16 protein-coding genes are annotated in these 14,406 nt (G+C 65.4%); 4 read left to right on the forward strand and 12 right to left on the reverse strand.

Annotated features, from left to right (window positions below; translation table 11 throughout):
- From astA to DOM56_RS05690, 3 genes are all read right to left on the reverse strand, one after another.
- A partial coding sequence (gene astA / locus DOM56_RS05680; protein ID WP_110707903.1) for an arginine N-succinyltransferase occupies window positions 1-1,008 on the reverse strand: 1,008 nt, incomplete at its 3' end.
- On the reverse strand, window positions 1,008-2,102 hold the full coding sequence (locus DOM56_RS05685; RefSeq protein WP_110708057.1) for an arginine N-succinyltransferase: 1,095 nt from the start codon (window positions 2,100-2,102) through the stop codon (window positions 1,008-1,010). The genes astA and DOM56_RS05685, both read right to left, overlap by 1 nt.
- Window positions 2,103-2,128: 26 nt before the next feature.
- Window positions 2,129-3,343 carry an aspartate aminotransferase family protein gene (locus DOM56_RS05690; protein WP_110707904.1) on the reverse strand — a complete coding sequence of 405 codons (1,215 nt, stop codon included), beginning with the start codon at window positions 3,341-3,343 and terminating at the stop codon, window positions 2,129-2,131.
- Window positions 3,344-3,741: 398 nt separating this feature from the next.
- Between DOM56_RS05690 and DOM56_RS05695 the strand changes: the two genes are divergently transcribed.
- Window positions 3,742-4,536: an SDR family oxidoreductase gene (locus tag DOM56_RS05695; RefSeq protein WP_110707905.1), complete on the forward strand. Its 795-nt coding sequence runs from the start codon at window positions 3,742-3,744 to the stop codon at window positions 4,534-4,536.
- A 143-nt stretch (window positions 4,537-4,679) separates the two neighbouring features.
- Here DOM56_RS05695 and fabF read toward each other — a convergent pair whose 3' ends face one another.
- The 4 genes from fabF to DOM56_RS05715 form a co-directional block, all read right to left on the reverse strand.
- Window positions 4,680-5,942 (reverse strand): beta-ketoacyl-ACP synthase II, encoded by a 1,263-nt coding sequence (fabF, locus tag DOM56_RS05700; protein ID WP_110707906.1) that lies wholly within the window; start codon window positions 5,940-5,942, stop codon window positions 4,680-4,682.
- A gap of 12 nt (window positions 5,943-5,954) precedes the next feature.
- Window positions 5,955-6,533, reverse strand: coding sequence for a helix-turn-helix domain-containing protein (locus DOM56_RS05705; RefSeq protein WP_110707907.1), 579 nt, complete (start codon window positions 6,531-6,533; stop codon window positions 5,955-5,957).
- A 71-nt stretch (window positions 6,534-6,604) separates the two neighbouring features.
- Window positions 6,605-7,099, reverse strand: a complete 495-nt coding sequence (locus DOM56_RS05710; RefSeq protein ID WP_110707908.1) for a GNAT family N-acetyltransferase — start codon at window positions 7,097-7,099, stop codon at window positions 6,605-6,607.
- Between the two features lie 42 nt (window positions 7,100-7,141).
- Window positions 7,142-7,702 carry a cupin gene (locus DOM56_RS05715; RefSeq protein WP_110707909.1) on the reverse strand — a complete coding sequence of 187 codons (561 nt, stop codon included), beginning with the start codon at window positions 7,700-7,702 and terminating at the stop codon, window positions 7,142-7,144.
- Window positions 7,703-7,884: 182 nt separating this feature from the next.
- On the opposite strand from DOM56_RS05715, the gene tsaA reads away from it, so the two are divergent.
- Window positions 7,885-8,697, forward strand: a complete 813-nt coding sequence (gene tsaA / locus DOM56_RS05720; RefSeq protein ID WP_110707910.1) for a tRNA (N6-threonylcarbamoyladenosine(37)-N6)-methyltransferase TrmO — start codon at window positions 7,885-7,887, stop codon at window positions 8,695-8,697.
- A 5-nt stretch (window positions 8,698-8,702) separates the two neighbouring features.
- Here tsaA and DOM56_RS05725 read toward each other — a convergent pair whose 3' ends face one another.
- On the reverse strand, window positions 8,703-9,224 hold the full coding sequence (locus DOM56_RS05725) for a GNAT family N-acetyltransferase (RefSeq protein ID WP_110707911.1): 522 nt from the start codon (window positions 9,222-9,224) through the stop codon (window positions 8,703-8,705).
- A 112-nt stretch (window positions 9,225-9,336) separates the two neighbouring features.
- Here DOM56_RS05725 and DOM56_RS05730 point away from each other — a divergent pair, with 112 nt between their 5' ends.
- The gene (locus DOM56_RS05730) at window positions 9,337-9,903 is read left to right on the forward strand and encodes a peptidylprolyl isomerase (protein WP_110707912.1); all 567 of its coding nucleotides are present in this window, start codon (window positions 9,337-9,339) and stop codon (window positions 9,901-9,903) included.
- 121 nt (window positions 9,904-10,024) lie between these two features.
- On the opposite strand, the gene purC is transcribed toward DOM56_RS05730, so the two are convergent.
- The 4 genes from purC to dapA all read right to left on the reverse strand — a co-directional run bounded on the left by purC (window position 10,025) and on the right by dapA (window position 13,547).
- A complete protein-coding gene (purC, locus tag DOM56_RS05735; protein WP_110597997.1) occupies window positions 10,025-10,738 on the reverse strand; it encodes a phosphoribosylaminoimidazolesuccinocarboxamide synthase in 714 nt (237 codons plus the stop codon).
- A 90-nt stretch (window positions 10,739-10,828) separates the two neighbouring features.
- Entirely contained in the window at window positions 10,829-11,650 is an 822-nt protein-coding gene (locus tag DOM56_RS05740) for an MBL fold metallo-hydrolase (protein ID WP_232822191.1), read from the reverse strand.
- Window positions 11,650-12,603 (reverse strand): outer membrane protein assembly factor BamC, encoded by a 954-nt coding sequence (bamC, locus tag DOM56_RS05745; protein ID WP_110707913.1) that lies wholly within the window; start codon window positions 12,601-12,603, stop codon window positions 11,650-11,652. Before bamC ends, DOM56_RS05740 begins: the two co-directional genes overlap by 1 nt.
- A 59-nt stretch (window positions 12,604-12,662) precedes the next feature.
- Window positions 12,663-13,547, reverse strand: coding sequence for a 4-hydroxy-tetrahydrodipicolinate synthase (gene dapA / locus DOM56_RS05750; RefSeq protein WP_110707914.1), 885 nt, complete (start codon window positions 13,545-13,547; stop codon window positions 12,663-12,665).
- Between the two features lie 378 nt (window positions 13,548-13,925).
- On the opposite strand from dapA, the gene DOM56_RS05755 reads away from it, so the two are divergent.
- Window positions 13,926-14,396 carry a peroxiredoxin gene (locus DOM56_RS05755; RefSeq protein ID WP_110707915.1) on the forward strand — a complete coding sequence of 157 codons (471 nt, stop codon included), beginning with the start codon at window positions 13,926-13,928 and terminating at the stop codon, window positions 14,394-14,396.
- Window positions 14,397-14,406 lie beyond the last annotated feature (10 nt).

Raw genomic sequence — 14,406 nt, forward strand, 5'->3', positions numbered from 1 at the left:
CACCCGCAGCGCATCGCCACTGGTCACGCTCAGCCGCTCCGCTTCCGCGGCGGTGAGCGTGATCACCCGGTCCTCGCTGGGTCCACGCCCGATCCAGCTGCAGCGGAAGTCACTCATGCCGGTGGTCGCAGCCAGCCAACCGGGGCGTTCGGACTGGGCGAGAGAGTCACCGCCGACTTCCACCGTGACGCAGGAGGAGTGACGAATGGCACGAACGTCGTCGATATAGGCCTCGACCGTGGGGCCGCCGTCGAAGATGTCGATGTAGCCTTCCCAGCGCAGCCCCTCCTTCTTGAGCATCTCCAGCGCGGGGCGGGTATGCTCGTGGACCTGGCCGATGCACTCTCGCGCTGCCTGCGGCAGAAACGGCGTGTAGATCGGGTACTTCGGCATCAGTTCGCCGATGAAGCTCTTCTGACCCAGGCCGGTGAGTTGGTCGGCCTGCTTGAACTCCATCGGGAAGAAGTGGCTGCCGAGGCTCTCCCAGAACGGGCTGACGCCGTCGGGGCTGAATACGCCGCGCATTTCCGCCAGCACTTTGGCCGGAAAACATTCGCGGAACTCCGCCATGAACAGCCAGCGCGCCTTGGAGAGCAGCGTGCCGTTGCGATCGCGGCGATAGGCTGGGCGCAGGAACAGCGAGGCCACCTCGGCGTCGCCGGTATGATCCGAACTCAGAAACAGCGTGTCGATGGTGCGATGCAGGTCGAGCTGAACCGACGAGTGGGCCAGCTTGCCGACACGGTAGTGATAGAACGGTGTCTCGCGGCCAACCTCGGCCTCGATCGCGCAGCATCCGGCCAGCTCGCCGTTCTGCTCATCCTCGAGCACGAAGAAATAGAGCCGCTCCGACTCGGGGACACGGCCCTCGAAAGCCGCCACCGCGTTGGCGATCTTGGCGGCCAGGAATTCTCGGCTGTTGGGCAGCGAGGTGAAACCGACCCCGGTCTCCTGGGCCAGTGCCTGCAGCTCGTCGATATCGTGGTGCCCAATGGGTCGCAGGCGCATTACAGTTCTCCCTCGTCCAACGCGTCTTCGACATCGGGTAACGCCAGCGGCGCGACCAGTACCGCACGCCCCTCCTCGACGTCAAGCAGGGCCGCCTGCTCCTCGGATAGCAGCAGTTGGCCGGTCGGGGTGAGCGCGTAGCGCGCCACGGTGCAGCGGAAGTCCGCCAACTGCTGGTTGGCCACCATCGCCGGCTCCGCGTCCGGCAGCGAGGCGGCCGGGCGGATCCGTACCGGGTGCCAGCCACAGTGGGTCAGCGTATGCAGTCGCTGGCGCTCTCCCCTGACCACCGGCCCCGCGTCGAAGATATCGACATGCCGCGACCGTACGAAGCCTTCGGCCAGCATCTCCTGCAACGCCTGCTCGTGGGCCGGGTGCTCGCGGCCGATCGCGGCCCGGGCCTGCGGCGTCAGCAGCGGCAGGTAGAGCGGAAACTGCGGCATCACCTCGGCAATGAAGCTCTTGGAGCGCACGCCCGCCAGCAGGTTGATCTCGTGGTAGCCCTGCTCGAAGAAGTGGCGGCCGACACTGTTCCAGAACGGCGATCCGCCCTCCTCGTCCAGATAGCCCGGAAAAGCGACGCCCAGCGTTTCCGCGAAGCGCTCGGGATACTGGGCGATGAACATCAGCCGGGCCCGTCGCAGCAGGGTTGCCGCACTGGTGCCGCGGTAGCGCGCGTCCAGCGATAGCGCACACAGCAGCGACACTTCCGACATCTCGTGGGAGAGCGACAGCGTCTGCACTTCATGGCGCAGGTTGAGCTGCTGCGAGGCGTGGATCAGGGTTTCCTGGCGGTAGGTGTAATAGGCGTCCTGCGCTCCCGCCTGGGCCCGAATGCTGGCGGTACCGACGATCTCGCCCAGATCCCGATCCTCGAGCACGAAGGTGTAGAGCTCGTCGCCGGGAAAATCGACGTTATGGGAGAGTGCGCGGCTCGAGCGGGCGATTCGCTCCTCCAGCCGGTCGCGATGGGCAGGCAGGTTGGTCAGCCTGGGGGTAGAACCGCCGGCAAGCCGCTCGATCGCGGCCAGATCGCCCGGCCGGGCCGGGCGAACCAGCAGGTGGCCGACGCCACGCGACGCGGCCTGCTCCATCGCACCTGAAACCACGTCGGCATCGATCATGACGGCTCGACGAGTTGCCCGATGGCAATCTCGAGACGCGCCATGCCCTCCTGGATATCCGCCTCCGGGATCACCAGTGACGGCGCCATGCGCAGCACGTTGGGGCCGGCGACCAGCACCATCAGGCTCTGTTCGATGGCCAGCGGCAGGATGTCCCGCGCGCGACCCTCGAATTCGTCGCTCATCTCCGCGCCGATCAGCAGCCCCATGCCGCGGATCTCCTTGAACACGCCGTATTTGCGATTGATCACCTCGAGATGCTCGCGGAAGAGCTGATGGCGACGCTCGACGCCAGCCAGCACCTCCGGCGTATCGATGGTGGTCAGCGCTGCCAGACCCACCGCGCAGGCCAGCGCGTTACCGCCGTAGGTGGAACCATGGGTGCCCACCGCCAGCGATGGCGCCACCCGATCGGTGGTCAGCATGGCGCCGATCGGGAAACCGCCGCCCAGCGCCTTGGCCGTGGTCAGAATGTCCGGCGTCACGCCGTAGTGCATATAGGCGTAGAGCTTGCCGCTGCGGCCGACGCCGGACTGCACCTCGTCGAGGACCAGTAGCGCCTGATGCTGGTCGCAAAGCTCGCGCAGACCGCGCATGAACTCAGGCGTCGCCGGCGTCACGCCGCCCTCGCCCTGGATCGGCTCGACCACGATGGCGCAGGTATCGTCGTCGATCAGCGCGCGCACGCTGTCGAGATCGTTGAACTCGGCATGCACGATGCCCCCCGGGATCGGACCGAAGCCCTCGGAGTACTTGGGCTGACCGCCGACGCTGACGGTGAACAGTGTGCGGCCGTGGAACGCCTGCTTGAACGAGATGATCTTGTGCTTGCGCTCGCCGAAGTTGTCGAACGCCCAGCGCCGTGCCAGCTTGAACGCCGCTTCGTTGGCTTCACCGCCGGAAGAGCAGAAGTACGCCTTGTCGGCGAAGGTCCGCTCGACCATCTGCTTGGCCAGCGCCAGTGCTGGCTCGTTGGTGTAGACGTTGGAGAGATGCCACAGCTTGTTGGCCTGCTCGGTCAGCGCGCCGACCAGCGCCGGATGGCAATGCCCCAGCGCATTGACCGCAATACCGCCGGCGAAATCGATGTACTCCTTGCCCGCCTGATCCCACAGCCGGCTACCTTCGCCGCGCACCGGAATCGACTGCTGCGGCGAATAGTTGGGGGTCATGTAGTGGTCGAAATCGTCACGTGTCGGGCTCGCGGCCATGTCTCTCTCCCTGGAGGTTTAGAGAAGCACTGCATAAATGCCTGCGCAGGCGAATCGCTGCGTTGCGCGGTGCTCGGAATCCTCACCTATACCCCATAGGCTGCGGCTCCTGCGCTCCGTGCGTCTTGCGCTTCATCCTGCTCGTCGATCTATTCAGCGTTTCCTTAGGGTTGTTTCAGTTGAGTATAAGGAGGCGGCAGTCAGGCGGCTTTCAGCAATGGGACGGCGAATTGCGAAAAGCGTCCTACGCTGAAAGACCCCACGGGGTTGTGTTCGCTGCCAATGCCCCGATGTCGAAGTGTACCCCCGCGACTTTCGTCGGAGCCATCACCCTCGCTCTCGAGAAGGCGGGACTCGCGCGAAACGCAGACCACAGCGCAGGAAAAAGGAGAGACCTGATGAAAATCGATCTGACAGGCAAGACCGCCATCGTCACCGGCTCCACCGCCGGCATCGGGCTGGCCATCGCCGAGGGACTGGCCGGCGCCGGTGCGGCCGTCACCATCACCGGGCGAACCCAGACGCGGGTCGACGACGCCATCGCCCAGCTCGAGCGCAAGCGCCCGGACGCAACCGTGGACGGGGTCGCGGCGGACCTGGGAACGGCCGAGGGTTGCCGCACACTCATCGATCAGAAGCCCTCCTGCGACATCCTGATCAACAACGTCGGCATCTTCGGGCCCAAGGATTTCTTCGAGATCCCGGATGAGGAGTGGCAGCAGTTCTTCGACGTCAACGTGATGAGCGCGGTGCGGCTGTCGCGCCACTACGCCAAGGGAATGAAAGAGCGCGACTGGGGGCGTATCCAGTTCCTGTCGAGCGAATCCGCGCTCAACATCCCCGCCGAGATGGTCCACTACGGCATGACCAAGAGCGCGGTGCAGTCGATCTCAAGAGGTCTGGCCAAGGTGCTCGCCGGCACCCAGGTCACCGTCAACGCCGTGCTTCCCGGACCGACCAAATCGGAAGGCGTGGGCAAGATGATCGCCGATATCGCCCGCCAGCAGGGCATCAGCGAGGCCGAGGCGGAAGCCAACTTCGTCAAGGAGAACCGCCCGTCGTCGATCATCCAGCGCGTGGCCGAAGTCGAGGAAGTCGCCAATCTCAGTGTCTACCTCGCCTCGCCCCAGGCCAGCGCCACTACCGGCGCCGCAATGCGAGTGGAAGGCGGCATCGTCGATACCATGGCCTGAAGCCGCGAGCCGCGGTTTGCCGTAAAGCAGAAAGCCAGCGACATCTGTCGCTGGCTTTCTTCGTAGCTCGTAGCTCGTAGCTCGTAGCTCGTAGCTCGTAGCTCGTAGCTCGTAGCTCGTAGCTCGTAGCCACGCTGCCCGTTTCAGCCCTCGTAGCGCTTGAAGATAGCGCTGGCGTTCACCCCACCAAATCCGAAGCCGTTACAGATCGCATGCTCCATCGGCATCTTGCGCGACTCGCCGTGAACCACGTCCAGATCCGCTGCCATCGGGTCGGGATCGGTGTAGTTGCGGGTCAGCGGTGCCACCTGGTCGTGGAGCGCCATCACGGTGAAGATCGCCTCCACCCCGCCGGCAGCACCCAGCAGGTGGCCCGTGGTCGCCTTGGTGGCGCTGATCGCCGGCGAGTGATCGCCGAACAGGCCATGGATCGCCGCCAATTCCCCACGATCGCCCACCGGGGTCGAGGTGGCGTGGGCGTTGAGGTGCTGGATATCGCTCGCTTCCAGCCCGGCCTGGCGCAGCGCAATCTTCATCGCCCGTGCCGCGCCAGAGCCGTCCTCCGGACCGGCGGTCATGTGGTAGGCGTCGGACGTGGTGCCATAGCCGACCAGCTCCGCGATCGGCGTGGCACCACGCGCCAGCGCGTGCTCGAGCGTCTCGATCACGATCAGCCCGGCACCCTCGCCCATGACGAAGCCGTCCCGCGCCTGATCGAAGGGGCGGGAAGCCTGCTCGGGGGTGTCGTTGAAATGGCTCGACAGCGCCTTGGCGGCGGCGAAGCCACCGAGGCTGACACGATCGATACAGGCTTCACTGCCGCCGCAGAGCGCGACATCGGCTTCGCCTACGTGAATCATCCGCGCAGCGTCGCCGATCGCCTGCAGGCCGGCGGCGCAGGCGGTCACCGGGGCCCCGAGCGGGCCCTTGAAGCCATGGCGAATCGACACCTGGCCGCAAGCCAGGTTGGCCAGAAACGAAGGAATCGTGAACGGCGACAAGCGGCGGGGGCCACGGCTGTCGGTGGTACGCACGGCATCGGCAATCGCCGGGAAGCCGCCGATGCCCGAGCCGATCAGGGTCGCGGTGCGCTCCTGTTCCGCTTCCGTCTTCGGATACCAGTTGGCCTGGGCCAGCGCCTCTTCCGCCGCCGCGACGGCCATCTGGATGAAGCGGTCCATCTTGCGCCGCTCCTTCGGGTCCATGGTGGCGTCGGGGTCGAACCCCGCGCTGTCCTCGGCGATCGTCGGCACCGGCCCGCCGACGCCGGCCGCCAGCCCCTCGACGACTTCCGCCGGCAGCTTGCGCAGACCGGAAGCGCCTGACAGCAGACGCTGCCATACCGTTTCGACGCCACAACCCAATGGCGTGAGAAGCCCCATACCGGTCACTACGATACGTCGCATGACGATGTCCTTTCATTCATTGATCGAGTCACTCGCCGCCATGGCGGCCCGGCAGTCGGCGCGAGCCGCCACTGGCTGCGAGTCGGGAAAATCGCCTCGTTCGAGGGCGTTGCGCATACGTTCGACACGGGCATGGACCGCCGGATCGGCATCGGGCCCCGGGGCCAGACACACGTTCCCGGGCGACAGTGGTCGATCGTGGCATCGGTCGTAGAGGATTGGTTCGACAGGGCCCTGGGTCCGTCGATCGACGAGCCGAAAACCATCGGCCTCGATCGGCAGATGCTGCTCGCCCCAGCGGTAGAGTGTCAGGATGACCGGAGCGAGATCGTTGCCCTTGGCCGTCAGGTGATACTCGTAACGCGGCGGATGCCGCTGATAGCAGCGTTTCTCGAGCAGTTCGTTGGAGACCATGCGCTCCAGCCGTCGCGTCAGCATGCTGGAAGCGATACCCAGGCCGCGCTGGAACTCGTCGAAGCGACGCGCGCCCTGCATGGCGTCGCGCAGGATCAACAGGGTCCAGCTGTCGCCGACGCACGTCAGCGCGCGGGCTACCGGGCAGAGGGGTGAACTATCATCGGTCACTTTCATTATGGAAGCGACTCTACCGAATTTTCCGCGGCAAGGGAATCCCGACCAGGGCCGCCATCACGAAAACCCCGCTATTCGCCGGACGACTCGGGCGGAAGACGCATTCCCACCCTCGGCAGCCGTTCGCCACGGCGCTCGACCCACTCCTCGCCGAGGGTCTCCCAGCCGCGCCCGGAGAGCGAAGACGCCAGCATCAGGCTGGCTTCGATCGACACCTCAGCGATGCCTGATTCCCGCACCGCCTTGATGGACAGCGCCAATAGGCGTGCGCCTATCCCCTGGCGGGCAACCGATGGCCAGACATAGAGCGTCTCGATGCGGCCAGCCGTGGCATCGCGCTCGCAGAAGCCGATGCAGTGGCCATCACACTCGGCGACCAGCGTCGGATAGAGGACCTGACGTGCCGCCCACGCCTCCGCGGTGCGCGGCAGCGAGCTGGCCCAGGCCTCGCGCTGGGCCAGCGTGTAGTGGCCCGCGGCCCCCTCCATGATCGCATGGTGAAAGACCTCGGCCTGATCCGAGGCGTCTCTGGGCAGGGCCTGGCGAAAGCGGATTCGTTCGAGCATGGCGATCTCTCTCCTGCCATCGGGGACGGCATGGCAGCCGTCTCAAGCCGTTACAGCGTCGACCAACGTCTCGAAGCGTGGAAACCGGAGAGCGATATCGCTCGCCGTCGCGATCACGTCATGGGACGGGACATTGCACATCGTCAGCACCAGGAAATCGGGCTCCGGGCCGATATCCAACCAGTGCGGCAGCCCTGCCGGCACCGAGATCAGATCACCCCGTTCGCAGCCGACGACATACACCCGATGGTCGAGGTGAAAATAGAAGATCGCCTGCCCCCTCAAAAACAGATGCCAGGCCTCCTCATCGCTCGCCGACTCGGTGCACAACAACTCCCGCCTAAGCTCGAGGTCGGGATATTGCGGGCTCATGCCGCGCAGGTCGCAGTAACGGCGGCCGCTGAGCTGCTGGATCTCCTCCGCCGCATCGTTGTTCAGCACCATGAGCTGGCTACGATCGACACCGACCGGTAGCTCCGTCAACTCGCGCCGATCGAAATAGACCTCGATGGAGCTGAGTTCGAGAGAGATACGATAGGCATCGTGGCTGCTCAGTAGCGGCTGATCACCGTCCGCCTCGTGATACACGTACAAGAAACTCATCCAACACCTCTCCTTGGTATCATGGGAGCCTTAACTCTCGTGCCCGGTGAGCTTAGGGGCTCTCGACGTTTCATCCACGGCCGCACCGGCACCGCAACGCGGCTCGCGAGGATACGTCGACAGCCCTGACGTCACTGTAGTATGGCACCAATACCCAATTTCACCCTGAGAAGCGTGATTCGATGACACCAGCGTCTCGCCTTGGCCCCCCTTCTCCCGATGACACCTTCACGCTGGAGGCGATCGGTCACGTGGCCAGCGACTATCCCGACAAGTTCGGAGTCCCCCGGCAACCCGGGCTGGCGCCGTCGGCGCGGGCGATTCTCTATCTGGCGCCGCCTTTCGACGACCCACTTGCCGTCGAGGGCGTCGAGGCGATGAGCCATCTCTGGCTGACGTTCCTCTTCGATCGCAGCCCGCTGACGTGGAAGCCACGGGTTCGGCCACCGCGGCTGGGCGGCAATCGTCGTGTCGGCGTGTTCGCCAGTCGAAGCACTCACCGTCCCAATCGGCTTGGTCAGTCGCTGGTTGAACTGGTCGAGGTGGAGTGCAGCCCGCGCCCTTCGCGAGCTCGCTCGCCGATCGCCGGTTCGCGTCTGGCCGGGCACGAGAGCCGGGTCAAGCTGCACCTGCGGGGGCACGATCTATGCGATGCCACCCCGATCCTCGACATCAAGCCGTACCTCCCTTGGGCGGAGTCCCGCCCCGACGCCAATGCCGGTTTCGCGCCCGCCTCGCCGCCCCGCTGCCGCGTCGTCTTCGATGCTGCTGCCGGCGAAGCACTTCGTCGGCACGCCGACGGCGAGTCGCTGGCTCGGCTGATCGAGGAGGTACTGGCGCAGGATCCGCGCCCCGCCTACCACGGCAGCGCCACGGCCCGGCAGGGCGCCTCGAAGCCCTATGGCGTTCTGCTGCGCGACGTCAACGTTCGCTTTCTGGTCGACGAGCGCGACGGCGACACCGAAATTCGGGTAGCGGCGATCGAGCCGCGCTGACTGGCTCAGCGCAGCAGTCGCTCGAGCACCAGGCTGGCCGGCTCGCCCGGCGTGTCTTCCAGCGTGCCGACGTCGCGGAAGCCCAGCTTGTGCAGGACCCGAACCGACTTCGCGTGTTGCGGACGAACCAGGCCGTGCACCCTGTCCACCGCCAGTCGCTCGGCCGCATAGTCGATCGCACCCTGGCCCATCTCGGTGGCATACCCCTTGCCCCACGCAGCGGGGGAGAAGCGATATCCCAGGTTGAGAATCCAGCCCCATCCCGCCTCTTTCGTCCAGCCCAGGCCGCCAAAGCCGATGACGCCGCCCGGATTCGCCTTCTCCTCGATGGCCCATATCCCGAAGCCGTGGCGCTGCCAGTGGTCGAGCCACCCACTCAGCACCGCCATCGATACGGCGGCGTCGGTATGGGGGCCGGCCGGATTGAAGCGGTGGGTCTCGGGATCGCCGTAGATCGCGAACAGTCGCGGTCCATCGGCGCTATCCGGCTTCCTCAGGACCAGTCGGTCGGTCTCATGGCGTGTCATGGTTCACCTCGTCATTGGTCCGTTGGCGGTGTGGACGCCCCGGCCGGCGCTGGCAAGCCTGCCCAGATGCGGCTAGGCTGGCGAGCTTCGATGAAAGACTGGAGTGCCTTCGATGCGAAAGTCGCTGATCCCGCTGTGCCTGTCCGCCCTGCCCCTGTTCTCGCTGCCGGCGCTCGCCGATGCCGATCATCCCCATGTGCGCCTGGAGACGAGCCAGGGCCCCATCGAGGTGGAACTCGACGCCCAGGCAGCGCCCAAGACGGTGGAGAACTTCCTGCGCTACGTCGACGAGGACTTCTATGCAGGCACGGTCTTTCACCGTGTCATGCAGGATTTCATGATCCAGGGCGGCGGCATGACGGCAGACCTCGAGCCCAAACAGACTCACCCGCCGATCGCACTGGAGAAGAGCGGTCTCGACAACACCCGCGGCACCATCGCCATGGCGCGCACCGCCAATCCGGATTCCGCCACCAGCCAGTTCTTCATCAACCTGGTCGACAACAGTGCGCTGAATTATCGCGACCTCTACAACCCGGGCTACACGGTGTTCGGTCATGTCGTGTCCGGCATGGACGTGGTCGACAAGATCGCCGAAGCGCCTACCGGACGCCAGGGACCGCACGCCGACGTGCCCAGGACCCCGATCACGATCACCGGCGCCGAGCGCCTCGACTGATCCCGGCGACGCCCCCGAGGCGTCGCTCTCCCGCCAAGGCGCACCGGCATCACGCGCCCGACACGACGAAGCCCCGGCGTGGTGACGCCGGGGCTTCGTCGATCAAACGGCAGGCGAAGGCTCAATCGAATGTCATGCCCAGACGGCGCCCCACCTCTTCGTAGGCCTCGATCACACCGCCGAGGCCCTGGCGGAAGCGATCCTTGTCCAGCTTCTCGCGCGTCTCGGCATCCCACAGTCGGCAACCGTCCGGCGAAAACTCGTCGCCCAGCACGATCTCGCCCTCGAAGAGACCGAACTCGAGCTTGTAGTCCACCAGCAGCATGCCACCGTCGAGAAACAGCTGCTTGAGCACATCGTTGACTCGGAACGTCAGCGACTTCATGGTCGCCAGCTGCTCGGGCGTCGCCCAACCGAACGTCTCCGCCAGCGACTCGTTGATCATCGGATCGCCCTTCTCGTCGTTCTTCAGAAACAGCTCGAAGGTCGGCGGGTTCAGGGCGATACCCTCCTCGACGCCGAGACGGCGCACCAGACCACCGGCAGCCAGGTTACGCACCACGCACTCCACCGGGATCATCTCCATCTTCTTGACCACGCACTCGGTATCCGACAGCAACTGCTCGAAATGGGTGGGGATGCCGGCCGCCTGGAGTTTCTCCATGATGAACGCGTTGAACTTGTTGTTGACCATTCCCTTGCGCTCGAGCGCCTCTTTCTTCTTGCCGTCGAAGGCGCTGGTATCGTCGCGGAAGTGCAGGACGAGCCGCTGCGGGTCGTCGCTCAGGTAGACCGACTTGGCCTTGCCGGCGTAGAGAAGATCGCGTTTTTGCATGGAGCTGTCTCCGTCGCGGCCCCGTAGGGCAGCAGGTTCATGAAGAGGGTGTGTAGCGTGATGTGGCGACGGGGTGGGCGGGAGCCAAGGTCACGCCACCTGCTGCCAGTCGATACCCCGATCCTGGGTCGAGACCAGCAGACGCGATTCATCGCCGTCGAGCAATGGCACCAGCGCCTCCAGTACCCGCTCGGGGTGGTTATTTTGCGCCGACAGGTGCGAGCAGACAATCCGCTGCAGCCGGTCGAGTCCCAGCCGCCGCAACAGGTCCGACGCCTGGGCGTTGGCCAGATGCCCCCAGCGACCGGCGACCCGTCGCTTGAGATGCGGCGGGTAAGGCCCCTCGGCCAGCATCCGCGGATCGTGATTGCACTCCAGGAACAGCGCATCGCAGCCGCTGAAGGCGTCGACCACATGGGATGTCGGGTGACCGAGATCGGTCAGCACGCCGAGGCGGCGACCGTGGGCGCGAAAGCAGAACTGGATCGGCTCGCGGGCATCGTGGGGCACGGTGACCGGGTCGATCTCGAGCCCGCCGATGGCGAAGCGTGCCTGCGGCACCAGAAGCTGATGGCAGGGTACGTCGCCGAGCTTGCCGGAGAGCCAGCTGCCGGCACTGAGATAGACCGGCAACTGATGGCGACGCGCCAACGCGCCGACCCCGGTGATATGGTCGCTGTGCTCGTGAGTGACCAGTATGGCGGCCAGCTGGCGCGGATGGACACCGAAACGGGCGAGGCGTTTCTCCGCCTCGCGCACGCCAAATCCGCAGTCCACCAGTACCAGGGTCTCGCCGTCGCTGACCAGGGTCGCGTTGCCCTTGCTACCGCTGCCCAGCGAGGCGAAGCTGAGCCCCGGTTCGGAGGCCCCACCCGGTAGAGCGCGCTGGCCGGGCATCGACGGCAGTGACATCACCGCAGCGTGGACGCAATCGCATCCAGCAGCTCCCGGGCCGCGGCCGGCTCGATCGGCTGACCATCGGCGCCGGCCACCGTCACCACGCTGTTGCCGGCGTTCGAGTCGAGCTGGAGACGATAGTGGCTGGGCTGCGGGTCGCTGCCGAACCAACTGAACCAGCCACCGTCATCGGCATCCAGCGGCAGGTAGTCGATGAAGAACTGGCCTGCGCTTCGGTTCTGGTCGGTCACCGTCAGGCGGTTTTTGTCGAAGCCATTCTGCAACTGATAGTAGAGTTCGGACCAGGCGCGCTCGCCATCCAGCGCCAGGTCGAGCTCCCAGTTGCCACCGCGATTGCGCAGCTTCACGCGCTCGCTCTGATCGAGCGGCTGGGCGGCCAGCGAGACGCCGCTATCCGCGGTGTGGTTGCTGTCCAGATAGGCCTTGATCGAGCTCAGGCACTGGGCGCTGCCGCCGATGTCGCAGCGGACCTCACTGGTGCCGCTACGAAGACCCTGGCGCAGACTCACACTGCCCTGCGCCGTCTCGATGCGACCGCTAGCGGCATTGATCGCCGTCGGGTTGACGCCGTGATCGACGGCGAAGCCCTGCAGCCGAGGCCACACGCTGGCCGGCGCGGCATCGACCAGAAGCCAATGCTCGCTACCGGCCTGGCGCAGCTCGGCATAGGGCTGCTCGTCGCTCTGTCCCGATGCCAGCGGCTGCGGACGAGGTGCATCGTCGACGGCGTCCGGCGTGGAGAAGTCGCTGTCGGCCTGGGGCACGGGCATCGAATCCTGGTAACGCACCTGATTGCGCGAAGCCGGCAGCTCCAGCGGCTTGGCCATCTCCGCCGTCTGATACTCGGCATTGCGGTCGTAATAGTAACCGTCCTGGAAAAGTCCGCAGCCGGACAGGGCCAGCGACGAGCACAACATCAGAGGCATCCATTTGAGGATGGGCTTCATGCATCCACCTTTGTTTGAAGCAATGGGCTGGTTGGCGATTCGAACCACGTCGGCAGATTTCAATTCGTTTCGATATTGGCGAGCTGCAGCGCCTCGCCGACGTTGCCGTGATAGCGCTCGGAAAGCCAGGTCAGCGGCAGCCGGATGCCGGTCTCGGCATATCCCATGCGATTGAGTGCCCACTTGACCGGAATCGGATTGGATTCGATCCCCAGCGCCGTGTGCAGCGGTGCCAGGCGCGCGTTGATCTGGTGCGCCTTTTCACGCTGGCCGCTGGTCGCCGCGACGCAGAGATCGTGCATCGACTTCGGCGCGACGTTGGCGGTGACCGAAATGTCGCCATGGCCGCCCATCAGCATGAAATCGCAGGCGGTGGCATCGTCGCCGGAGTAGAGAGCGAAGCCGCTGCCCTCGAGGCGGTCGATCAGCTCCTCGGCACGCTCCAGGTTGCCGGTGGCATCCTTCAGGCCGATGATCCGCTCTAGCTCCGCCAGCCGGAAAACCGTCTCGTTGTAGATATCGGAACAGGTCCGTCCGGGAACGTTGTAGAGAATGATCGGCAGCTCGCTCGCCTCGGCGACCGCCTTGAAATGCTGATACAAGCCTTCCTGGGTCGGCTTGTTGTAATAGGGCGCCACCGAAAGACAGCAGTCGGCGCCCACTTCACTGGCGTAGCGAGCCAGCTCGACCGCTTCCGCGGTGTTGTTGGCTCCCGTGCCGGCGATGACGGGGATCCGGCCGTTGACCTCTTCGACCACCGTGCGGATGACGTCGAAATGCTCGGCAAACGACATCGTGGTCGGCTCGCCGGTGGTACCGGCGGCGACGATGGCGTCCGTGCCGTGTTCGAGATGGAAGTTGACCAGGCGGCGCAGCGCCTCCCAATCGATCTCGCCACCGGCTTTCATCGGCGTCGCCATGGCAACGATACTGCCTGTGATCATCTTGCAGCTCTCTCTACTGTGACCGGATGGGCGGCCGGCCGCCTTGTCCAATCGATATCGAACGGCCGAAAACCGAGTTGCCGGCCGGATGAAACCCGACACCGGAACCGCTGGCGGGCCCTGCGCGGGCCAGGCCAACGCTTCCCGATTTCGGGCTCCAGCACGTCAGACATGAAGTCGATGCGGTCGTGGCGCCTGCCCAGGCGCGATTTCACGCCCCCCAGATGGTACTCAGGCAGCCTCAGCGTGTACAGCCGCCAGGCCGGCAGTCGCCGCGATCGGCGCGACTGCCGGAGATCCGCAAGGCCTCGGCTCCCGAGCATTGACCGTCAGGATCGGCTATCGTTCGCCATTCACTTCCCGGTTTCGGAGCGCCTCATGACTCTCAGCGTTGGACAACCCGTAGAAGACTTCTCCGCCGAAGCGACCGGCGACACGCCCTTTCGGCTTGGCGACTATCGTGGCAAACAGGTGGTGATCTACTTCTATCCCAAGGACAGCACGCCCGGATGCACCACGGAGGGTGGCGACTTCCGCGACAGGATCGGCGAGTTCGAGGCCGCCAACACGGTCGTCTTCGGCGTCTCGCGGGACGGTCTCAAGTCCCACGAGAACTTCAAGGCCAAGCAGGATTTCCCGTTCGAGCTGATCTCGGATCGCGACGAGGCGGTCTGCCGCCAGTTCGACGTGATCAAGCTCAAGAAGATGTACGGCAAGGAGCACCTGGGCGTCGAGCGCAGCACCTTCCTGATCGACGCCGATGGCAAGCTCGCCCGCGAGTGGCGCGGGGTCAAGGTTCCCGGCCACGTCGACGAGGTGCTGGAGGCGGCGCGGGAACTGAACGGCTGAACACACCCAT

Source organism: Salinicola sp. CR57, from assembly GCF_003206585.1.
Taxonomy (GTDB): domain Bacteria; phylum Pseudomonadota; class Gammaproteobacteria; order Pseudomonadales; family Halomonadaceae; genus Salinicola; species Salinicola lusitanus.